Annotated in this window: 13 protein-coding genes and 4 tRNA genes; 4 read left to right on the top strand and 13 right to left on the bottom strand. The window is 59.1% G+C overall.

What is annotated here, in order from left to right:
- Positions 1-152: 152 nt before the first annotated feature.
- From KI235_RS22965 to KI235_RS23000, 7 genes are all read right to left on the bottom strand, one after another.
- Entirely contained in the window at positions 153-1052 is a 900-nt protein-coding gene (locus tag KI235_RS22965) for a PoNi-like cognate immunity protein (protein WP_013694076.1), read from the bottom strand.
- 209 nt (positions 1053-1261) lie between these two features.
- Positions 1262-1996: a hypothetical protein gene (locus tag KI235_RS22970; RefSeq protein ID WP_235384596.1), complete on the bottom strand. Its 735-nt coding sequence runs from the start codon at positions 1994-1996 to the stop codon at positions 1262-1264.
- Between the two features lie 504 nt (positions 1997-2500).
- Positions 2501-3097 carry a DUF1629 domain-containing protein gene (locus tag KI235_RS22980; RefSeq protein WP_039013743.1) on the bottom strand — a complete coding sequence of 199 codons (597 nt, stop codon included), beginning with the start codon at positions 3095-3097 and terminating at the stop codon, positions 2501-2503.
- Between the two features lies 1 nt (position 3098).
- Entirely contained in the window at positions 3099-12323 is a 9225-nt protein-coding gene (locus tag KI235_RS22985; RefSeq protein ID WP_212795312.1) for a hemagglutinin repeat-containing protein, read from the bottom strand.
- Positions 12324-12368: 45 nt separating this feature from the next.
- A complete protein-coding gene (locus tag KI235_RS22990; RefSeq protein ID WP_003204758.1) occupies positions 12369-12887 on the bottom strand; it encodes a toxin-activating lysine-acyltransferase in 519 nt (172 codons plus the stop codon).
- A 9-nt stretch (positions 12888-12896) separates the two neighbouring features.
- On the bottom strand, positions 12897-14558 hold the full coding sequence (locus KI235_RS22995; RefSeq protein WP_043042897.1) for a ShlB/FhaC/HecB family hemolysin secretion/activation protein: 1662 nt from the start codon (positions 14556-14558) through the stop codon (positions 12897-12899).
- A 457-nt stretch (positions 14559-15015) separates the two neighbouring features.
- A tRNA-Arg gene (locus tag KI235_RS23000) sits at positions 15016-15092 on the bottom strand.
- A gap of 525 nt (positions 15093-15617) precedes the next feature.
- Here KI235_RS23000 and KI235_RS23005 point away from each other — a divergent pair.
- The 3 genes from KI235_RS23005 (at position 15618) to KI235_RS23015 (ending at position 17606) form a co-directional block, all read left to right on the top strand.
- Complete coding sequence (locus KI235_RS23005; RefSeq protein ID WP_003204761.1) at positions 15618-15944, top strand: Arc family DNA-binding protein; 327 nt, start codon at positions 15618-15620, stop codon at positions 15942-15944.
- Between the two features lie 206 nt (positions 15945-16150).
- Positions 16151-16918, top strand: coding sequence for an AraC family transcriptional regulator (locus tag KI235_RS23010; RefSeq protein ID WP_223528877.1), 768 nt, complete (start codon positions 16151-16153; stop codon positions 16916-16918).
- Positions 16919-16997: 79 nt separating this feature from the next.
- A complete protein-coding gene (locus KI235_RS23015; protein ID WP_043042898.1) occupies positions 16998-17606 on the top strand; it encodes a LysE family translocator in 609 nt (202 codons plus the stop codon).
- A 334-nt stretch (positions 17607-17940) separates the two neighbouring features.
- On the opposite strand, the gene mgtE is transcribed toward KI235_RS23015, so the two are convergent.
- Positions 17941-19383, bottom strand: a complete 1443-nt coding sequence (gene mgtE / locus KI235_RS23020; RefSeq protein ID WP_003204768.1) for a magnesium transporter — start codon at positions 19381-19383, stop codon at positions 17941-17943.
- Positions 19384-19705: 322 nt separating this feature from the next.
- Between mgtE and KI235_RS23025 the strand changes: the two genes are divergently transcribed.
- The gene (locus KI235_RS23025; protein ID WP_013694080.1) at positions 19706-20221 is read left to right on the top strand and encodes a hypothetical protein; all 516 of its coding nucleotides are present in this window, start codon (positions 19706-19708) and stop codon (positions 20219-20221) included.
- 40 nt (positions 20222-20261) lie between these two features.
- On the opposite strand, the gene KI235_RS23030 is transcribed toward KI235_RS23025, so the two are convergent.
- The 5 genes from KI235_RS23030 to KI235_RS23050 all read right to left on the bottom strand — a co-directional run bounded on the left by KI235_RS23030 (position 20262) and on the right by KI235_RS23050 (position 22362).
- A tRNA-Arg gene (locus tag KI235_RS23030) sits at positions 20262-20338 on the bottom strand.
- A 72-nt stretch (positions 20339-20410) separates the two neighbouring features.
- A tRNA-Arg gene (locus KI235_RS23035) sits at positions 20411-20487 on the bottom strand.
- Between the two features lie 107 nt (positions 20488-20594).
- Positions 20595-20685, bottom strand: a tRNA-Ser gene (locus KI235_RS23040).
- A gap of 62 nt (positions 20686-20747) precedes the next feature.
- Positions 20748-20936: a carbon storage regulator CsrA gene (gene csrA, locus KI235_RS23045; RefSeq protein WP_003178872.1), complete on the bottom strand. Its 189-nt coding sequence runs from the start codon at positions 20934-20936 to the stop codon at positions 20748-20750.
- 184 nt (positions 20937-21120) lie between these two features.
- A complete protein-coding gene (locus tag KI235_RS23050) occupies positions 21121-22362 on the bottom strand; it encodes an aspartate kinase (protein WP_003204774.1) in 1242 nt (413 codons plus the stop codon).
- Between the last annotated feature and the right edge of the window lie 28 nt (positions 22363-22390).

Consider the following 22390-nt stretch of genomic DNA (forward strand, 5'->3'; position numbering starts at 1 on the left):
GAGAAACGGGCTCATCGGGTTATCGGCAGGAGATGGCGTTCCGTTAAGGGGAAGGTGTGGGAGAAACCGAGTACCGAGGACCTGCCAAGCACAGAACCGTGGCGAGGGTGATGTCAGGCTTCATCCCCTCGACCGATCAACACGAAATGCGTTTACTCACGTCGCCCCAACAACCTCGCCCAAAAACCTCCCTTATTCTCCACAGCCACCGCAGCAGGCGGTTCAACTTCCTGTCTCGCCGGATGCGTACTCGGCCCATTGGGTCTCAATAAGTCCCCTGGGTAATGCTCAAGACCCAAGCACTGTGAGTCGTCCATACCGAATGCCTTGACCGCCGCCACGGCCTCCACGCACCAACGACCGAAATAGGCGCCGCCCTCGAAGTTTTCATCGCCATAGGTGTACCAATAGGGATGCCTATAACTGACAGCCTGAGGATCAGAGCCAGACTTGGCACCGGTACGCACCTCCGCGTACCAATGCTTGACGAACGCACTCAATAGAGATGCTTGCGAATCCGCTGGAGCGTCTACCGCCGTCAGCAACCGAGCGTAGGGTTTCGGGTAAAGAAGCACAGAACCTATTTTGCGCTCAGGGCTGCGACTCGCGATTATTCGATCGAGTAGCACGTCCTCGCCCTCGTTACCGATCAACGCCAACAACCGCTTCCACTGGTCATCTGGAATATCCAGCGCCAATCCCAAGCCCACCAGCCAGAAGCAGGTGATGTAATGGTCGTAGTTGACGCGCCAGCTATGGCGAGTGAATTGCTGCTCCTGGGTCCAGACCGTCGCGCCAAGGCGCTCGGCCTCCTCCCAGGCATCGAGCAGCCCGGGAAAGTATCGCGACAGATCCGCTATCGGTTTTCCAGCGGAATACCGGCGCAGCATCTGGTGCCAGTGTTTCTGCGCAATGATGAAAACGTACTGCGGCGCATAATCGGGATCGCCGGCAGGTTTGGCGGCAGTTTCAAGCGCCTCGACGATGCTCTCATCACCATACTCAACCCATTCCGACCAATAGCGGGAGTCTCCCAGCGGTGCCCGAATCACCTATATTTCCTCCGAAATTCAACATCCTAAAATTTGCTTGTATTTAAGCTGGGAGCCAGTGATCGCGCCTTCGTCTAAAGCCCGAAGAAACCCTCGTAAGCCGTCTCCACCCGAGCAGCAAGCTGATCAGCAATGATGATCAGGTTTCCTAGCGCAGCCGTCTCTGCGGACAACAAAGGACTCGACACCGCTGGAGCAGTCAAACCTAGTTACTGTCGGACCTGGAAAATCGCATGGATCTCTAAAGGCAACAAATCGAAAGGCGCATATTTGAATTCAGGGTCCCACGCCCCACCGTTGTCTTCAGCGTTGGATAAATGATATTGACATAGCTCTTCCAGTGCATGAGCAAGCCCTTGTTCATTAGTCCATTCGTCTATTACTTTTTGATAAATACCCAGGTCCATCGACTCAAAATCTGAAAGCGTATCTCCTTGCGAATAGACAGAATAAAGCCAGAGCATAAAAGGCTCGAATCGACGCTGTTTAAGATAGCTGGAGTCGACGGCGCCATTGATAGTCAGCATTCCGGCAAGCACATCGGCCACGGATGCGGCCAAATCTCGACGATCAGCCACTATCAATCCGGCCAGCAAGCATCCCGCGATGCTCAATTGGTTAGTCAAATTGGGGACAGGTTTGAGGCCTTGAAGAAAACTCGTTTTGGAGAAAGCCTTTGCTTTGAGCATCAGCGCCCAATAACGGTACATCATCGAGCGCGAGACCTGCTCCCAGCCAGAAGCCTCTCCATCACTGATCGCAACTTCGCCCCGAATGCCGCAATAAGTCGCCAGCATCCCCAACGAGTCAGCCACATTGTCCAATCCGTTTAATGAGTCACTGGCAAGGTCCTCATCGATAAAATCAAGCTCTTGAGCCATCAGGCCTTCCGACTGTGACAGCCAGCGCCGGGGCTGATGAAGCCGGACATTGATTTCATCCATTTCGATATACTCCTTTACGCCAGTACAACGTCGTTCCGCTTAGCGTGCTCACTCAGGAACACATCTGTCGAAGGTTCGTTAAGTGAACCTCCAAATTGCATTTAACCAACTGATCCAGCGAAGCCGTACCTCCAACAAACAATGCCGGCTCAAAACCGTAGACCTCACGCTCGTCAAGTGCATCCAACTTTTCTAGCGCTCGATCAAATAAAAACTTATCTTGATTACCCTCCAGATCATAACATCCCAAACTCGCTGACTATTTTGAATACACAAGGAAGCCGCTTCTGCCGGAGCAGCTCACATGTAACAAAACTCTGGGAAAATTGATTCTCAATTTCATTACAAGGCACTTCGTAAAACAATGAACAGGGAAAAGCGGACCGGCTTATTTAAGAACTGAGATAATAAATAAACCTGCTCCTTTTCCATGCCGACTAAATATTAGTTCTGAGCCCAGACTACCCTTCCAGAGCAACGTTAGCTCGCCCCTCCTCTCATCAATTAACACACAACCTCACCTTCGCCATTGACACCTTCGAATAGCATCCCTGTAAGACCTGCTCGCTCCAGACTAAGCTTAACATCTTCACTAACTATCAATGCTCCCAAGTGCTTCTTGACACGAAAAATATGTTTTCCCTGGGCCTTGGCAGGATCAATTACAAGATTTAGAAAAACTCTGTATTCACCAGCTCTATCAGGTCGAACCGAGTCATTAACCTCATACTTCTCGAAAGCGGAACGTGATTCGTCTACGCAATCCAATTGGGTCTCGACGATCATTACATAGTAATGATCGTGAGTTTGCTTCCCCGCAACCTCTACAGGCTCAAGCACGACATTCATATAAGGTTCATCAACGTCGGGAATTCCTGCCAACGCATCCCTGGCTTTTTTACTCAAGATCGGCACGGAGGCATATCCAGCTAAGGAAAAATCCAGACTCACGCCCTCTTCAAGAACCTCAAGAGCGTAGGTACATGGCTCCATATATTCTGCAGGAGGATCGATAAAGAGCCAGTTATTGCAGTGCTTTATATCACCCAAATACCAACGCTCAGGAAACTGTACATCTTCTCGCAACAAGTAATATTTCATTTCAGCTTCCTGTAAGCCATCGATTAACCGAGCTTCCCGGCGTGACTGCTTCAACCTTGATCCTATTTAAAGTATTCACCACTGCACTCTTATATTGCGCGGTACCGGGTTCCAACCCTCGCGTAGCATCGTCGAGGCTACCATAAACATATTGATGATAACTTTGAGGGTGTGGACCTCTATGACCCGGAACCGCGACCAGATTTTCAGTTGCCTTATTAATATCCAGATCGGAACCATCAAAGAATTTTTGGAATTGCTTAGACCAAGCAATCTGTCCGTTTGCCCCGGCATTACATTTATTAGTGCAGATATGGTGTACAGGAACGCTGGAATAATCCGGCGGCGCGGAAACAGGTGTACGTCCACCTTCGAGCGATACAAAGCCGCCGTTATTATCCCGATAAATCGGCTTACCGTCATTTGTATACCGACCTGTAGAGTTATAGATACCACCGCGTGGCCCGGTTACGGTGACAGTTCCGTTCGCATTTTCGGCAACTGTATAGCCGTCAGGAACCCTGTGCCTTGCAGGTGCTGGTAACGCCAGCGGACTTTCGACATGTTGCCCGCCAGTCTCCGCTCCTGCATTGGAAGTATTTGGTTTTACTGGCTCGACAGGAATACGTTCTGGCAACTGATCGACATTTTTCGCGAGCTTTTCGAGTCTAGCCATATCGGCCATCTTTTCAAGCCCTTCCGCCCCCACCTTGATCCCGGCTTTCGCCAACGCCACCCCACCCTTGGCCGCCCCGCCAACACCCGTAGCAATACTGCCAACCTGCCAGACGAGTTCGCCAATGTCCTGCCCCAGTTGCACGGCGCGATCATCACCACCGTTTTCCAGGGCGTCTTTAACGCGGTCAAGTTTGGCGTTGAGTTCGTTGACCACGCCATCGCCGAACTGCTTGCGGGCCTCTGGGTCGTTGACCAGGGCTTTTAGGCCGTTGATTCCATCAACCGGGTGGAGGAGGAATTGCGCCAAGCCTTCGACGTCGCTCCAACCCGCCTGCACCAAGCCTTTGCCCACGCCGAAGCGGGTCAGGACGTCTTGTTTCTGATTGATGTACGCCCACTTGGCGATCACTTGCGCCTTGGCCCCTAAGCCGTCAGCCGCGGCGTATTCCTTCTCCGCCTGGACCAACTGCTGGGTCGCAAGCCAGTTGTTGTCCACCGCAGCGCCCGCCGCGCTGGTGGCGGTGGCCGGGTCGAGCGAGGAGCTGGTGGCGGCCAGCCCGGTGACGATGCTGACGATCAGGTTGCGCTTGGCCTCACGTTGGGATTCGCTTTCATCGGGGCTGGCTTCGGAGAACAGGCCGGTGAGCAGGCTCGACGCCGCCGCGCCTGCGGCACCGCTGCTACAGCTCTGGCTGCTGGCTGCGGCACCGGCGCAGGCGACGATGCCGTGCAGGGCGGCGTGCAGCGGCGAGCCTTCGGTGAGTTTGCCGTCCGCCACCAGGTCGCCGATGTAGCCGGCACCTTGCTGCTGCACGTAATTGACCACCAGCCCTTGAACGAACGCACTGTTGCCGCCGCTGATGTTGCCGCTGGCCGCGCCCACCAGGGCGGTGGTGATTTGTCGGTAGGTGCCGCCCGCCCCCCACTTGTCGGCGATGCCGCTGGCTTCGGCGTTGAGTCGCTGAGCGTTGCCGAGCAGCGCCAGGCGTTCGGTGTCGGTGAGTTTGGCGTTGGGGTCCAGGGCCGCTGTCTGAGCCGCCTCGGCCTGTTTGCGCTTGAGGTCGACTTCTTTGGCCTTGTTGGCGAGCAAGGTGCTGGCTTCGTTGGCGAACGCCCCAACGATCTCGAAACCGGCACGGATTTCGTCTTCGTCGAAGATCGGCTTGAGCGTGTTGGTGGTGTCGCGGTCGCTGGAGACATCGCGGTTGAGGCTGGCGATAGTTTGCTCGCCGTTCTTGCCGGTGCGCTTCTGTTGCTCGGCGTCGTTGCTGATGACGATGGTGCCGCCACTGATGCCGCTGCGGGTGACGCTGCTGGCATCGTCGCTGGCACTGATGGCGATCGGCATCGTGGCGCTGAGGTCGTTGTCGTTCTTCGGCAGGTCGGTGCCAGGGGTTTGCGTGCCGCCGCTGGTGGCGTTGCCCTGCTGGTCCTTGCCGACTTCGCGATAGCCGCCGCCGACGCTGACGGTGCTGGCGTCGTACTCGGCCTTGTTCTTGATGTCGCGGCTGGTGAGGCTGGCGGTGACCAGGCGATTCTTGCCGTCCTGCACGGCCTTGTCGCTGCTGGCGATGACAGCGCCGACCAGGTCGGTGTTGCCACCCACGCGAATGTCGAACCCATCATCCCCAGCCTTGATGCCCGATTGCTCGGTCACGCTGGCGTAATTGGAGTCGATATCCGTGGCACCGAAACTGCCGCTGACGCCGTTGACCGAACTCATGCCGTAGCAGAACGGCGGAATGCACAGGCTGATGCCAACGCCCAGGCTCTTCTCATCGACCACGTAGGTGTTGGTGTCTTGCAGGCTTTCGATGTTCAGGTCGCCGCCGATATCGGCCAACACCTGTTTGCCGCTCGCCACCGCGCCTTTGAGGTTGGTGTCACCGCCCGAGGACAGCAACAACTGGTTGCCCGCCTGGACATGGGTATTGGTGTGGGTGAGCCCATCGCCATCCGCCTGGCCGCGGCTGCCGGAGGCACCCAGGTCCAGGGTGAAGCCGTTGCGTGCACCGAGGGAAAAGCCGATGCCGATGCTCGCGCTGCTGCCTTTGCTGTCGGTTTCCTGCTTGTCGATATTGCGCGCGGCGAGCAGGTTGATATCGCCGTCCGCCAGCAGGCTGGCGTTGCGGCCAGCCTTGATATCGCTGCCTTGCACGGTGATGTCGCTCGCGGCGCCAGCTCCCGTGGCGCGCAGGCGAACGTCGTTGCCAGCGGTCATGGTCGAGCCAGCCGCGCTGTCGCTGGTGTAGGTGGTGGTGCTTTCGTTCTTCTTGGTGCCCAGCGACAGGCTGATGTTGATCCCGCCCACCGCGCCCGGGTCCATCGCCACGGCAGTGGCGGCATTGTTGGCCGCCAGCACGGCAGTGGCGGCAGCCAGGGCCTTCATGCGCCCGTCGTCGGTTTTCTCCGACGCCCGTTTCATTTGCTGGGACGTCTGGATCGCACTGATCACCGGGTTGGTCACGGTGAGGGTGAACCCGGTCTGCTTGAACAGGGTTTCACGCTCGCGCTCGCGGGTGTTGCGCGCCTCGACGACGTCGATGGTCTGCGCCGTGACGTCGATGTTGCCTTGTGGCGCCGACACCTGGCTGCCCACCTGACGGTAGCCCTTGCCCGCTTCGATCAACACATCGCCAGCGGTCGAGCCGACGGTGCTGGCCACGGCCGTGTGCTCGGTGGTGAGGTCCTTGACGCTTTGTTGCTGGCTGCCCAGGGTGACGGCGATGCCACCGCCGCTGAACAGGCCGCTTTTCTTCACGGACTTGTCATGGCGTTCGCTGCTGCTGGCGGTGTCGGCTTCGATGTTGACGTTGTTGTCCGCCACCAGCACCGTCTGGGTCGTGGACACCACGTTGCTGCCCTTGAGGTTGATGTCGCGACCGGCCTGCACATAGGTCTGCTCGCCACTCAGGGTGGAGCCTTCGACCGAGGTCTGGCTGATGGTGTCGCGGGTGGTGGTGGTCTTGCTGGAGAACATCCCGTTGCTGCCCTTGACCTTGTGGGCTTCATCGGCGAACTGGTAGTTCTGGCCGGCGGTCAGGTTGACGTCGCGCCTGGCCTCGGCAAACACCGCGCCTTGCTCGCTGGTGACATGGGCGGCGCGGGCGTTGAGGTCTTGGCCGGCGCTCAAGCGCACGTCGCCCTGCCCTTGGACCTGTGAGCCGACTTCGGTCTGGCTGGCGTCCTTGCGCCAGTTGCTGCTGTTCCAGGTCAGCGCTTGTTCGTGCGCTTCGCCGACCGTGGCCAGGTTGATGTTCTTGCCCGCCTCCAGCAACGTACTGCCGCCTTTGCCGGCATTGACCACCTGGGCCCCGGTGAGGTTGAGGTCGTTGCCGGCGCTCACCCCCATCGTGCCCTGGGCACCGCTGACGAACAGCCCGGCCACCCGCGACAGGTTGGTGCGGGTGCCTTGGGCGCTGCTGCTGTCCCGGCTGCTGGAGATGACGTTGATGTCCTGCCCGGCCTTGACCGACAGGCTGTCCACGGCACCGATCAGGCCACCGAGGTTGTTGAGGTTTTCCCGCGCGGCGAGCGATACCTTGTCGGCCTGGATGCGCCCACCGAGGTTCTCGATGTTCTGCGCGGTGATCGCCATGACACTGCGCCCGGCCAGGCTGCCACTGTTGACCAGGTCGCCGGCGATGTTCAGGTTCAACTGCTGCCCGGCAATCAGGGCACCGGAGCCGTTGAGGTCGCCTTCCTGGACCCGTACGTACACCTGCGGCACCAGCACGTTGCGGGTGTCACCATTGGCGAGGGTGACTTGCTTCTGCACCAGCCAGACGATGTCACTGGTCAACTGAGCCATCTGCTCGGAGGTCAGGGCCACGCCGGGCACCAGTTGCCATTGGCTGGCGACGGTCACGGCGTTGTCGATCAGGGCACGATATTGCGCTTCGTCATTGGCGTAGCCGTCGAGGAAACGTCGGCCGGTGAGTTGCGCGATCTGTTCACGAATCAATTTCTGTTCGTAGAAGCCGTCGCCCAGACGTTGTTGCGTCAGGGCTGGGTCGACTTGCAAGCGCTGCAACATGTAGTCCGACGACAGCCAGGTGCGATAGCTGGCAAAACGCGGGTCGGTTTCGATCAGGTAGCTGCTGGTGTTCTGCGGATTGGTGGTGAACAGGCTGTTGTTCGGCAAGGCCAGGGATGGCCCGCCACTGCGAATCTGCTCGGCCACGCCCTTGTTGTTGAGGGTGGTCTGGGCCGCGACCTGAACGATAGGCGCCACTTGATAGGTTCTGCCGACCGGGGCGCTGACCGTGCCCGTGGCGGCTATCTGCTCGCCGACGCCCTGTGTGGCGCGGGCGCTGATCTGGGTGCCGGTACCGTTGCCGGCGGCGTTCTGGGCGAACACGGTCGGCTGCAGGGTGATGTCCTGGATCAAGGGGGCTGGCGTGTAGGCCGTGACGGCCGTTCCCTGACGGTCCCGGCCCTTGCGCTGGATGCGATAGAAATTGCTGACGGTGCCGCTGTCGGTAGTGGTGCGCTGGCCGGTCAGTTCGGTGTTGGTCAGGCTGGTAATGTTGGCCTGCAACAACCCACCGGCAATGATGCGGCTCTTGTCGTTGAGCACATCCCCTGCGTTGATCTGCATCGTCCCACCAGACAGGATCTGCGCCGGCGCCGAGGTGGCGATCTGGGTTTCCTGCACCACGCGGGTGTAGTCGTAGCGGTTCCAGTTGTCTTTGCGCCCCTCTGGGGTGGTCAGGTGAAGGACCTCATCGTTGTTCACGGAGATCTGGTCGCCCTGGTAGCGGTTCGGCGAACCGCTGAGCTGGAATTCCTGCAAGGCGGTGCGGCTGACTTCCACTTGCTGAGTGCTGAAATGTTCGTTGGTGTTACGCACGTTTTGCACATCGAGCGACAGGTTGCCGAGGGCTTCGATGGTCGCACTGGCGTTGGTCAGCAGTTGAGCACGGTCCTGGGCCTTGTCAGTCGCACTCAGCGCACCACCGATGGCGAGGTCCCCGGCACTGAGGATCAGCGCCTGCTCGCGGTTATCCAGGGTGCCGGTACCAATGTCCAGCGACTCACGGGCGGCGATGGTCGCGGCGCTGCCGTTCTCATCACGGTTGCTCAGCGCCGAAGTGGCGATCGCCAGTCGATCACCGTACAGACGTCCGGTGCCCAGGTTGTTGAGCGACAGCGCTTGCACACGCACTTGCTGGCCGTCGATCAGGCCACGGTTGGTCAGGCTGTCGTTTATGCTCAGGCGAACCTGGCCGGCGCTGATCTCCCCGCTGGCGGCGTTGTCCAGCGTCTGCGAGCGCACCAGCAGGAGATTGCCTGCCAACAGTTTTCCGCTGTTGTTGAAAGCGCCCTCGGTGCTCAGGTCGATCTTGTTATTGGCCTGGATCTGTCCACTCAGGTCCAGGCCACTTTGCAGGCTGAACGTCAGGTCGCCCAGGCTCAGGGCTCGACCGGTGCCTGCGTAATAGGCCGCGTTAAGGGACAACAGGCTGCCAGCGAGCAAGGTCCCGTCGAGGTTGTGCACTGCCTGGCGACGCTGCGCCGGATCGCGATCAGTGATGGTCAGGCCGGCTCCCGCGGAAATCAGGCCGCCCTGGTTATCCAGCGTTTGGCTGACGCCGATGGACAATCCTTGGTCGGCGCGCACGGCACCGGCCTGGTTGCCGAAGGTGTCGAGCGCCAGGCTCATGGCACGCCCTTCAAGGCCCTGGTTGGCAACTTGGGTGGCGCTGTTGTCGAGCACGCCGGCAATCACGCCCAGCGTTCCCGCGCTGCGCACCAGTCCGCCCTGGTTGTTGAGCGTATCCCCCAGTACCAACTGGACATCGCCGAGGCCTTGCAATTGACCGCCGCGGTTATCCACCCGGGCACCTTCGACCCGTACGGTTTTCTCGCCAATGATCTGGCCGCCGCTGCCGTTGGTAAGGTCGGTGGCCTTGAGCACCAGCGCGCCTTTGGCGCCGAGGAAGCCGCCACTGTTGTTGAAATGGGCGCTGTGGATTTCCACCGCACCCTGGCCGCTGATGCCTTGGGTGGTGCCGGACTGAAGGTTGTTCAGCGCCTGGCTGTCGGTGTCGATGAACAGCTTGCCCTTGGCCTGGATCAGGCCCGCCGCGTTGCGCAGTTCACCGCTGCGCAGATCAAGGGTCGCACCGGCATTCAACGTGCCCTGGCTGTTGTCCATCAGCAGGCCGTGGCTGTCCAGGTCCAGGGCCTGGCCACTGATCACCCCGCCCTGGTTATTCAGGCCCTGGGCCGACAGATCGATATCGCCCAGCGCTTCAAGACGCCCGCCGCTGTTGTTCAATGCATCGGCCGAGACGCTGACCAGCAAGCCGGACTTCACCGAGCCCAGCACGCCGTTGGTGTTGTTCAACTGCCCGGCGATGATTTCCATGCGCTGGGTGGCGGCGAGCGTGCCGCCGATATTGTTCAAGCGGTCGAACGTCGCGTACAGCTCACCGCCAGCACTCACGGTGCCTTGGGTGTTATCCAGCGCCTCGCCGCTGACCTTTGTCGTCCCGCTGGCGGCCAGCGTCCCGCCGTCGTTATTGACCTCTTTGTCGGCCGTGACGGTCAACGCACCGTTATCGGTGGCGAGGACTTTGCCGTCCTGGTTGTTAAACGTCCCGACCTTCAGGACCACCGCCCCTGGACTGCTGACTTGTCCGGCCTGATTGTCGAAGCGTTCACGGGCGGTGACCTGCAAGGGCTGCGCGCCGGTCTGGAGAATGCGTCCGCGCTGGTTGGACAGGGTCGTGGTGTCGAGCGTGATCTGTTGGCCTTGGGTCAGGCCATCATCGACCACCACCTCGCGGGCCTTGACGCTCAATGTGCCATTGCTCGCCAGGGTACCTTTGCTGCCAGCCAACTGGCTGGCCTGGATGTCCAAGGTACCTTTGCCGGCGTGCTCGACCTTGCCCTTGCTGTTGTCGAGGCGATCGGCGCCAAGCTTCAGGTTGTTGCCGTTGGAGGCAATACGGCCACCGCTGTTGTCGAGCGTGGCAGTGGCTTTGATCGACGCGTCGGCGGTGCCGGTCTGCACCAGCTCACCGCCGACATTGGCAACATCCCGCGCGCCCAATTGCAGGTTGCCAGCGGTGACCTTGGCCCCATTGGTGCGCAGGGTATTGGTCGCTTTGGCAGTCAGCACCTGGGTCGCATCGACTTGACTGCCACTGAGGTTGGCATCGCCGCCGCTGGCCGTCAGGGTGACGTTTTGACCCAGGGTCTGGCTGCTGCTCAGGTCCAGGTCAGCGGCCTCGACGCTGACATCGCCGCCGGCAAGGTTCTGGCCTTGCGCCTTGACCGTGGTGGCCCGAAACGCGAGGTTGCCGCTGCTGCCCAACTTGCCGTCCGCCCCGACGCCCGCCGCCAGGCTCGAGGCCGTGGTGCTGCGAATGTTCTTGGCGGTCAGTGTCGTGTGGTTCTGGCTGGCAACGGTGCCGCTGTTGTCGATGTCACCGGTACTGTCGAGGCCCAGGTCGCCCTTGGCGTAGAGTGTGCCGCTGTTTTCAACACTGGCGGCATTGATTCGGGTCGCTGTAGCGCTGCTGATCGCACCCTGGTTTTGCAATTTGCCGTCGGCGCTGATCACGACCTCGCCAGCCATGGCGCCGATCTGCCCGGCGTTGCGCACACCCACGCCGGATTCGGTGCCCACCAGCATGATCTTCCCGGCATACATGCCGCCGAGCTTGGCAACGTCGATGGCAACGGTGGGTTTGTCTCCCTCGGTGCCTGGCAGCGGCGTGGCCTGGGTGTTGTCGGCATTGACCTGATTACGTCCGGCGGTGACCTTCAAGTCGTTGGCCCACACCCCGGCGTTGACCTGCACCGAGCGGGCAATCAGGTCCGTGTAGTCGGTCTCGCGGGCATCCAGGCCTTTGCCTTCGATATTGATGGTGCCGCCCTGCACGGTGTAGCCGGTGATGCGACCGTTCTCCAACTGCGCCCGGCCGGTGCTGAGGGTGGCCCGGTCGGCGTTGATGAAGCCGCAACCGTTGCAGGTGATGCCGGCCGGGTTGGCGATCACCACTTCGGCGCGCTGGCCGGCGACTTCGACGTAACCGCGCAATTGACTGGGATTGCTGGCGTTGACTTCGTTGAGGATGACCCGCGCGCTGCCATTGCCCAACATCGGGTTGCCTTCGATCCAACCGCCCAGTTTCGTCTGGCTATTGCCCGTGCCGTTGTTGAGGATCACCCCCCGGCTATCGACGTCGAACTGGTTGTAAGTGTTGCGCGAGACACCGCCGGCGCTGGGGGCCTGGATATTGACCTGCGGCGTGCCGTTGGCGCTTTGTATCACCATGGGTTGCTGGCCGGCCGGAGCGCCAGGATCGGCGACGATGGTTCCAGCCCAGGCCGGCGCCACGCTCAAGGACACCAGGCCAATCGCGGTCATCAAGGCAAAGCGCAACGCCCCGAGTGTCGCCGTGCAAGCCGCTGCGCTCGTCGTCGGCCCGGAGCGGGTCCCCGGCGCCTTGACTTGGCTGGTGACGTTCTCGGCCACGACCATCAGCAGTCCGCGGGCCTTGTTGAAAACGATTCGGTACAGATGCTTGTTCATAGCAATTCCATTTGCGGAGCCAGCCCGCACGACCAGTGGTTGGAGTTACGCTTCGATTGCCAGTGGGTGGGCGGCGAACCAGGCCTGGGCCTGTTCGGGAATGACCCCGATCCCTTGGAATGTCTTGACCCGCAGGCCGCGCTCATCGCCTCGGTGATAGAGCGCACGGGCGCAGCGATCGATGAAAAGGTGACGTTGCAACAAGCGGCTCAATGCCGCCGTGTGACCAAAGGGAGCGACCCAGTCGTTGAGCCAGAGGCGCTCGCCGCTGTTCCAGTCGTCTTGGGTCAGCGCCAGCGGCGACTGGCGCAGGTAACGTTGCTCTGCCGCCTCGTCGAGGTTGAGCCAGGACAGGTAGAACACCGGCTTGCCGTGCTCGGAGCCGAGCACGAATTGGCGATGCTTGAGGGCCGGCAGCAGCAGCGTCGGCAAGGTGTGCAACGGCGCATCGCGATGGGCCTTGGAATGCATCCACAACCAAGTGGCAGAGCCGAACACCGCGGCTTCGCTCCAGGGTTCATCGATCAGGCCGGGGGCGATAATGTCTAGCGTCTCGAACTGCATGGGATCACCTCAGAATGACCAGATGACGGTGAAGGCGCTGGTCACGTTGGCCGTCTCGAAACCATCGGGTTTCTTCAACGGCGTGCCCACCGACCAGTCATAGGACAGGCCCTTGTAACCACCGCGAATGCCCACCACGGCCCCTGCCAGGCGCTGGCCGATCAGGAACTCACTGGATTGACCGCTGACTTCGCCATAGTCGATACCGGTGTAGAGCTCCTGGCCGGTCTGCCCCAAGGACAGGCCGACCTCGTTGCGCAGGGTCCAGCCACGGTCGGCGGAAAGAATGTTTTCACCATCGAAGCCCCGCACGCTGTAGCGCCCGCCAATCGAGAAACGATCCTGGGGCACCAACGGCGTCCGGTTCCATTGCGCACGCCAGCCGCCGATGTAGCGCAGTCGCTGATCGCCAAGCTGAAATGGCACCTGCAGTTGGGCGTCGGCGGTGATGATTTGCGAGCGCGACGTGCCGGCATCAAAATCTTCCTCGGGTGCCCTGAGCGAGTCGTGGGCACCGGTGCCGCGACGATAGGCGACACCCAGGTCAAGAATCGAAGCGCCAATGAACTCTCGATGATCCAACCCCAACTGCCAGCCGGCCATGCGGCGTTTCTGGTTGCCAACTTCGGTGTCGTCGATGAAGTTCTCCGACGAACGCGTCCAGAGGCTGCCCCAGGCGGTGGTCTTGCGAACAGCGTCGCGGTACAGCAGGCGGGACAGACGCAACTCGTTGTTACGACTCTCGCCCCGGTACTGATAGGTCTGGTTGGTGCCGGCGACGGACTGTTCGTAGTTGTATTCACTGCTGGTGAACCCCACCTGCCAGTAGCCGAACGGCAGCGAATAATGCAGCGTGCGGCCATCGGAGCCACGGTGCCCGGACTCGCCCCCGCCCAAGTCATGGTTGACGCTGGCGTAGAGCAAATCGTTGAGCGAGAGCAGGTTGTCCAATGACAGCGACACGTTGCCCTGGTATTTACCGGTGGTCTTGCTGCCCGAATTGTCCACCGACAGGCTCACACGGGCGGGGAACCGCTGGCTCCAGGCGATCACCACGTCGCTCTCACCGGGTTTGGCGTCGACGGCACGGGCCGGCGCGATCTTGATATCGGCTTCGGCGGTCGGCACACGCTTGAAGTTTTCCAGCGCCTGCTCGATGTCGCGCAAGTTGAGCAGATCGCCAGGATTGGCCGGCATCGCGTTCCAGGCATTGGCGCGGGAGCTGGTGCCCTCTTCGAAACGAATCTCGCGAATGCGCCCCGGCACCAGGGTCAAGACCAGAACCCCGCTGTTCAAGTCCTGGGCTTCGGCGAGCACGCGAGTGGTGACGTAGCCGGCCTCGATGATCGCGTTCTGCATGCGCTTCATCGTCAGATTGATCCCGCCACCGCCGAGGCAATGACCGATGGCAGGGTCATCCTTGGGGTTGGCAGCGCGCAACGCCCACTGGAATTTCTCCGACGCCTCGCCAATCAGACGGATGTCATTGATGGCAAAGCAGGGACTTTCCTTGGCGGCCAAGCGATCGACACCCTCAGCCACAGGGGCCGCCTGCAGGCGCACATCCGGCCGGGACTCCAACTGCTCCCTCAACACCCGCTCGCGCTCTTGCTGGCGCAGCAGTTCTTCTTCAGGCCCAGCCGCCTGCGCAGCGCTCCACGCACCCGTCATCCACGCTGTCATCAACAGCAGCGCGAGAGACTTGGCGTTTTGTGCAGATGAACGGGTTCCGTCAACACAACGGCGAGTATTGCTCGGTTTACGCGTTCGGCAGGGTGCGGCTGGGTGCATGTCACATCCTTGTGGCCTGAATCAAAGACACGGTGGGTCACGCCCGCCGGACGCGGCATTGGCGCTGACATAGATAAAAGAGGTACGAATTCCATCGAAAACGAAGGAAAAGTCCTACAACGTACCGAGACGGTCAGATAGCCGAGGGGAAAGAAAGTTTCGCATTACCGAAATATCCTCGATACAAATGGCTAGAAATGGGGAATCGGTCACAGCATTGAGGGGTGAAATGGCCGTGCAAGGCCTGAACGGCGCGCTCAGACCGGAGTTGATCGTTCGGGGATGGGGATGGAAGCAGGAAAAGTCAGCGGCAATTTCGCTAACCCATTGTTTATAATGGTGTCCCAGGGCAGGTTCGAACTGCCAACCTTCCCCTTAGGAGGGGGATGCTCTATCCAATTGAGCTACTGAGACACGAGTCGACCACGAGAGACGCGGTGCGCGGGACGGCGTGCATGTTAACGACCTGCCCTGCGTTTGTCATGTCGCCCATGGCTTTTTAAGTGTAGGCAAATAGTACTCCCTGTAAGGCTGGCAGATCCCGGATGCCGAGTTTTGGCCGCCATTCATCCGCCCTGGTTCGCTTATCCTAGTAAATCGGCAATTTGCCACTATCCTGTACAAGACAGGGACGGCACACGTTTTTGTCCATTTCCGTTATCCGCCAGACGGTATGGCACATAGACACAATCCGACGGTCACAGATGCGAACCTGTTGTTTTTTACCAACCAGTCCGCATTTTTTGATGAAGGGTACTGGCAGAACGCCTTTACCCGGATCAGAATTTGTCACAGAATTGGCGCCAATGATCTGGCAATTTTGAGGCATGATGCGGGCCTCTTAACAATTCAGGTTGAACATTTGGCAATGGAGCTTGTCCTATCGACATCCTGCGGCCAATCCCGAGAACCGCTCCCCTGAACTAACCGGTTAAATATATGCGCCCATTGAAACAGGCAATTTATTCCAGCCGTACGGCTGACAAGTTCGTCGTACGTCTGCCAGACGGAATGCGGGAACGCATTGCCGAAGTGGCTCGCAATCATCACCGCAGCATGAACTCTGAAATCATCGCGCGTCTTGAGCAAAGCCTTATTCAGGAAGGCGCGTTGGGTGAAGAGTTGAGCATGCGCCTGGACAGCCCAGAGCTGTCATTGCATGAGCGCGAACTGCTTCAACGCTTCCGACAACTCTCCCATCGCCAGCAGAACGCCCTCGTTTCGCTGATTGCCCATGACGCAGAAATGGCCGCAGACGCGACCTGATAGTCCCCAAAATACTCAAGCCAGCCTCGTGCTGGCTTTTTTTTGCCTGGCATTTGGCCCAAGCCTGCTTTTCAAGCACTCATCAGCGAACCAACACCACTGCTGCCCCATGGCAGTAATGCTAAATTGATCCGCTAAAAAGTATGGGCATGGAGGCCTGCATGACAGGTCACGCATTCAAGATCCAAAGAATCCCAGGGCTGGGCGTGGAAATCGTCGAGGCCGATTCAGATCGAACGTTCGTCCGGCATATGCACGAACATTTTGGCATTGGCTTGCTTGTGCGCGGGGCGCAACGTTCAGCCAGCGGCCGAGGCCAGGTAGAAGCGACGGCCGGCGACCTTATATCGGTCAATCCGGCCGAAGTGCATGATGGCGCGCCCATCGGAAACGGGACACGTCGTTGGCAGATGCTGTATTTCGACCCGCCCCTGATTGCGCAGGCATTCAAGGACATGGCCAACGATGGGGGCATCTGTGCCCAGGAATTCGCTTATCCGGTACTGCCGCGCCCGCGCGCGGCAGAATTGTTCCGCACTTTGTACCAAGCCGTCGCTCAAGCCGAGGAGTTTGGCGATCACCTCAAGATCGAAGAAACGCTCGCGCTTTTGCTCGAACATTTGCTGGATCGCTCCATGCCGGTATCGTCTTTGCCGGAGGTCGCGGCAAACCGTGCAAAAGCCCTGATCGACGACGATCCGCAGTCGTCCATGTCGCTTGCCCTGCTCGCCAGGGAGGCCGATTTAAGCCGTTTTCAACTGGTACGCGCCTTCACACGCCTGACCGGTTTGACACCCCACGCCTATCTGCTGCAACGACGTATCCACCGGGCACGACAACTGATCGCTGCTGGCATGCCGCTGGCCGATGCGTCCCTGGCCAGCGGTTTCGCCGATCAGAGCCATATGACCCGATGCTTCGTGCGCAGCTTTGGATTCTCACCCGGCATGTACGCCCGGCAAGGGCACCCGTAGCGACCCGCAATTTCGTTCAAGATGCTCCTCCTCATCACAGGCAGGCTGGAGACTCCATAACTGCCAAGGTCGGCGTCGCATGAACCTCGAATTTTTTGTCACTTCTCTGATCGTGGCGGCTTCGCCTGGTACTGGCGTGGTCTATACGGTTGCAGCCGGCCTGGCCCGGGGCTGGCGCGCGAGTGTGGTAGCGGCATTGAGTTGTACCCTGGGGATCGTGCCGCACATGCTGGCAGCCATCACGGGCCTCGCGGCACTGCTGCACACCAGCCCACTGGCTTTCGAGATCACCAAGTACCTGGGCGTCGCTTACCTGCTGTGGATGGCATGGAGCACGCTCCAGAGCCACGGGGCATTGCATATTGATCCGCACAAGACTCCGCGCTCGAATGGCGCGGTGATTTTTTCGGGCATTTTGCTCAACCTGCTGAATCCAAAGCTGTCGATTTTTTTCCTGGCCTTTCTACCGCAATTTCTCGCGCCAGGAGAAACGGATGCCATGTGGCGCATGCTGCAACTGAGCTTCATCTTCATGGCGATCACCTTTGCCGTCTTCGTCATCTATGGCGTGCTCTGCGCATCGATGCGCCGCCATGTTCTGGAGCGTCCATCCGTGTTGCAGTGGTTGCGCCGCCTGTTCTCGGCAGCCTTTGTGTTACTGGCTGTACGACTGGCGTTGATGCAGTGATGCGTGGGGGATTTTGTGAAGAGCAGGGTTGGTGTGTATATCCATTGCTGCGGTAACGGGGCGCCGAAATCAACGTCCACCGCGAGGCGGCCTTGTAGCCGACCTGGCTCTTTGGTGATCGCGTTTCTCCTGTGGGAGCGAGCTTGCTCGCGATAGCGGAGGGTCAGTTTGTGATGATGTTGGATGTGCCTGCTGCTCTTGCCTTGGGTACTTGATCTCGACGCCCCTTCAACCAAAAAAAGCGCAAAAAAAAGGCGTTTCCCATTTCTGGAAGCGCCGTTTTTTCTAAGTCGACAGTATTACGCCAGACAGGCGAGTTTCTTGATGAGCGACTTCAGAGCAGGAAAATCGTCGCCAACCCCAGGAAGATGAAGAACCCACCACTGTCAGTCACGGCAGTGATCATGACACTGGCGCCCATGGCAGGGTCACGCCCCATGCGGGCCAGGGTCATGGGGATCAGGACCCCCATCAATGCCGCCAACAACAGATTGAGCGTCATCGCGGCCGTCATGACCACCCCCAGCGACCAGCTGCCATAGAGCAGATAAGCCACCACGCCAATCACACCACCCCAAATCACACCGTTGATCAAGGACACAGCCAACTCCTTGCGCATCAATCGCGATGTATTACCGGTACTGACCTGGTCCAGCGCCATTGCACGGACGATCATGGTGATGGTCTGGTTGCCAGAGTTGCCACCGATACCGGCGACGATGGGCATCAGCGCCGCGAGTGCCACCAGCTTCTCGATGGAGCCTTCGAACAGCCCGATGACCCGGGAAGCAACAAACGCCGTGATCAGATTGATCGCCAACCAGGCCCAGCGGTTACGCAGGGATTTCCAGACCGAGGCGAAGATGTCTTCTTCTTCGCGCAGACCGGCCATGTTGAGGACTTCGCTTTCGCTTTCCTCACGAATCAAGTCGACCATTTCATCGATGGTCAGACGACCGATCAGCTTGCCGTTCTTGTCGACCACCGGCGCCGAAATCAAGTCATAACGTTCGAACGCCTGGGCCGCATCATAGGCGTCTTCGTCCGGGTGAAAGCTCACCGGATCGCTGGCCATCACCTCGGCCACCTGTTTTTCCGGATCGTTGACGAGCAAACGCTTGATGGGCAGAACACCCTTGAGCACGCCGTCGTAGTCGACCACAAACAGCTTGTCAGTATGCCCCGGCAGTTCCTTGAGGCGACGCAGGTAGCGCAGTACCACTTCAAGACTGACGTCCTCTCGGATCGTCACCATCTCGAAGTCCATCAGCGCACCGACCTGCTCCTCGTCGTAGGACAACGCCGAGCGCACACGCTCACGCTGCTGGCCGTCGAGGGCTTCCATCAGTTCGTGGACAACGTCCCGCGGCAGTTCAGGCGCAAGGTCTGCGAGTTCGTCGGCGTCCATTTCCTTGGCCGCCGCCAGCAACTCGTGATCATCCATGTCGGCGATCAGGGTTTCCCGAACCGAGTCCGACACTTCGAGCAGGATGTCACCGTCGCGATCAGCCTTGACCAACTGCCAGACCGTCAGACGCTCTTCCAGTGGCAAGGCTTCAAGAATGTAGGCGACGTCGGCGGAGTGCAGATCATCGAGCTTGCGTTGCAGCTCAACGAGATTCTGCCGGTGGACCAGGTTCTCGACCCGGTCATGATGCGGACCTTCCTGGCGATGCGTCAGGTCTTCGACGACCCGCTGGCGCTGCAGCAGCTCAACAACTTGAGCGAGGCGATCCTGAAGGCTTTCCTGCGTTTTTTTTACATCTACTTGGGTCATAGGCGAACTCCACTCCCAGCAGTGGAGCACGCCGGAAGGATCAATCAGTCAATTCATGATTGGCAAAACTAAATATTGAGTAACTACTGGGTAAGTCCATGGAGATATTCCAAAGCCCCGGCGGGGCTGACGGGCGCAATCATACACCGCTTGACGCTTTAAAACGCTAAAAAATCATGGCAAGAACAAGCGCTTGCGAGACAAACCTGAACACAGGCTGAACCTGTTCCTTTACGACGACTTATCCAGAAAAGAAAACACACGCCGCGGCGCAAATGCAGCGACTACCCTTCTCTTCTGCACCGTCAAGGAGGACGATCGGATGCATCCAAGCCACTGCCTGTTCCTGCTCGCCTGCTTGCCCTGCCTGCCTTTGTGGGCTGCCGGGCAGACCGTGCATCGCTGCGAAAACATCGCAGGGCACGTGACATTCACCACCCTGAGCTGCGGCCCGGGAGAAGCCCTGTCGCTACAACAGATCCATCCGTACCGCCCAGGTTCGACCGAACCGACAATCAAACCGACGACCGAGGCAATGCTGCCTGACGCGGAGCGCGGGCAAACATCCGGCAACAAAACCACGCGCAAGGAACCGACCGTGGTTGGCCAGTTCCAGGACCGCTGCGGGAACCTAATCGACGCCAGGCAACGCCGCGACGCCATCCTGGACCGACGCATCATCGCCGGCATGAGCCAACAGGACGTAGAGAGCGCCCTGGGCAAGCCAGACTCGATCAAAGTTCGGAATTCGAGCACGCGGTATACCTACAAGGCGAGGAAAGGTCGCAGCGCAGAGGTCGTGTTCGATGAGAGGGGATGCGTGAAAGGCAAATCGTAGACAGCAAAAAGCCCGCGTTAAACGCGGGCTTTTTGGTGTTTGGTGCACTCGACAGGATTCGAACCTGTGACCGCTCGGTTCGTAGCCGAGTACTCTATCCAGCTGAGCTACGAGTGCAGATTGTGGTTTTATACCAGATCACAACTGGTTGAAGCCAAGTTATTTGCATTGCTGCAAACAACTCTTAAATGGTGCACTCGACAGGATTCGAACCTGTGACCGCTCGGTTCGTAGCCGAGTACTCTATCCAGCTGAGCTACGAGTGCATTTGTTGCCGCGCATTATAGGTCGTCAATTCCTTTTGTAAAGCGCTTTTTTCAGTAATTTCAATCACTTACTGAACAAGCCAGGTTTTGACGCACTAAACGAATAATGGCGGAGAACGGGGGATTCGAACCCCCGACACCCTTTTGAGGTGTACTCCCTTAGCAGGGGAGCGCCTTCGGCCACTCGGCCAGCTCTCCGCAACACGGGGCGTATATTAACCACCTTCATCCCCGTTTGCAAACATAAAAATCGATAAAAATTAATGGCTTGGTTCGTCGTCCTTCTCTTTCTTGATACGCAGGTAAATTTCCTCGCGGTGTACAGCAACCTCTTTCGGGGCATTGACGCCGATACGCACTTGGTTTCCTTTGACGCCGAGCACGGTCACGGTGATTTCGCCATCGCCAATAATCAGGCTTTCTGCACACCGACGGGTCAGAATCAGCATACCTTTCTCCTCACGCAATTCACTTAAGGGACAACAGTCTGCAAAAAAAAGGCATTGGACCTACAACCGAAACGGTCGAAGCCTACAGGCCTAGTATTGACCAGCGCGGGCAAAAGAACAGTTTTGGGACGCGCCATTCAGAAAAACAAAGGGCGCGGTCCAGCCGCGCCCTCCAGACAACGCTTTATTCGCCCGGTTGGGCAGGAGCGTCGAGTTCGAAAGCCGTGTGCAGGGCGCGCACGGCCAGTTCCAGGTATTTCTCTTCGATCACCACGGAAACCTTGATTTCCGAGGTAGAGATCATCTGGATGTTGATGCTTTCCTTGGCCAGGGATTCGAACATGCGGCTGGCCACGCCTGCGTGGGAGCGCATGCCGACACCAACGATCGAGACCTTGGCAATCTTGGTATCGCCCACCACTTCACGGGCACCGATCTCGCCAGCGGTTTTTTTCAGTATCGCTTCGGCAGACTGGTAGTCGTTGCGGTGCACGGTGAAGGTGAAGTCAGTGGTGTTATCGTGCGAGACGTTCTGCACGATCATGTCGACTTCGATGTTCGCGGCACTGATCGGGCCGAGAATCTTGAACGCCACGCCGGGGGTGTCTGGCACGCCACGGATGGTCAGCTTGGCTTCATCGCGGTTGAAAGCGATGCCGGAAATGATCGGCTGTTCCATGGATTCCTCTTCATCAATAGTAATGAGGGTGCCCGGACCCTCTTTGAAGCTGTGCAGAACGCGCAGCGGAACGTTGTACTTGCCGGCGAATTCGACCGCCCGGATCTGCAACACCTTCGAACCGAGGCTGGCCATTTCCAGCATCTCTTCGAACGTGATCTTGTCCAGGCGCTGGGCCACAGGCACCACGCGTGGGTCAGTGGTGTAGACACCGTCCACATCGGTGTAGATCTGGCATTCGTCAGCCTTGAGGGCCGCTGCCAGCGCTACGCCCGTGGTGTCGGAACCACCACGGCCGAGGGTGGTGATGTTGCCCTGCTCGTCCACACCCTGGAAACCGGCGACCACCACGACACGGCCAGCCTTCAGGTCGCCGCGAATCTTCTGGTCGTCGATCTGCAGAATACGCGCTTTGTTGTGCGCGCTGTCCGTCAGGATACGCACCTGGTTGCCGGTGTAGGACACCGCTGGCACGCCACGCTTGATCAGCGCCATGGCCAGCAAGGCGATGGTCACCTGCTCGCCAGTGGAAACGATCACGTCCAGTTCCCGCGGAACCGGTTGCTGATCGCCGCTGATTTGCTTGGCCAGATCGATCAGACGGTTGGTCTCGCCGCTCATTGCCGACAGCACAACCACCAGGTCATCGCCCGCCTCGCGGAATTTCTTAACCTTGTCGGCGACTTGTTCGATTCTCTCGACAGTGCCGACCGAGGTGCCTCCAAATTTCTGTACGATCAAAGCCATTTCAAAGCCGCCTCTGCCCATGAAGGGC

It is taken from the genome of Pseudomonas sp. St386 (genome assembly GCF_018325865.1).
Lineage (GTDB): Bacteria > Pseudomonadota > Gammaproteobacteria > Pseudomonadales > Pseudomonadaceae > Aquipseudomonas > Aquipseudomonas brassicacearum.

Bases quoted from the DNA above. Each gene is read 5' to 3' on its own strand.
- KI235_RS22970 (WP_235384596.1), bottom strand. From the start codon at position 1,996: ATGGATGAAATCAATGTCCGGCTTCATCAGCCCCGGCGCTGGCTGTCA.
- KI235_RS22980 (WP_039013743.1), bottom strand. From the start codon at position 3,097: ATGAAATATTACTTGTTGCGAGAAGATGTACAGTTTCCTGAGCGTTGG.
- KI235_RS22985 (WP_212795312.1), bottom strand. From the start codon at position 12,323: ATGAACAAGCATCTGTACCGAATCGTTTTCAACAAGGCCCGCGGACTG.
- KI235_RS22990 (WP_003204758.1), bottom strand. From the start codon at position 12,887: ATGCAGTTCGAGACGCTAGACATTATCGCCCCCGGCCTGATCGATGAA.
- KI235_RS22995 (WP_043042897.1), bottom strand. From the start codon at position 14,558: ATGACGGGTGCGTGGAGCGCTGCGCAGGCGGCTGGGCCTGAAGAAGAA.
- KI235_RS23005 (WP_003204761.1), top strand. From the start codon at position 15,618: ATGCGCCCATTGAAACAGGCAATTTATTCCAGCCGTACGGCTGACAAG.
- KI235_RS23015 (WP_043042898.1), top strand. From the start codon at position 16,998: ATGAACCTCGAATTTTTTGTCACTTCTCTGATCGTGGCGGCTTCGCCT.
- mgtE (WP_003204768.1), bottom strand. From the start codon at position 19,383: ATGACCCAAGTAGATGTAAAAAAAACGCAGGAAAGCCTTCAGGATCGC.
- KI235_RS23025 (WP_013694080.1), top strand. From the start codon at position 19,706: ATGCATCCAAGCCACTGCCTGTTCCTGCTCGCCTGCTTGCCCTGCCTG.
- csrA (WP_003178872.1), bottom strand. From the start codon at position 20,936: ATGCTGATTCTGACCCGTCGGTGTGCAGAAAGCCTGATTATTGGCGAT.
- KI235_RS23050 (WP_003204774.1), bottom strand. From the start codon at position 22,362: ATGGCTTTGATCGTACAGAAATTTGGAGGCACCTCGGTCGGCACTGTC.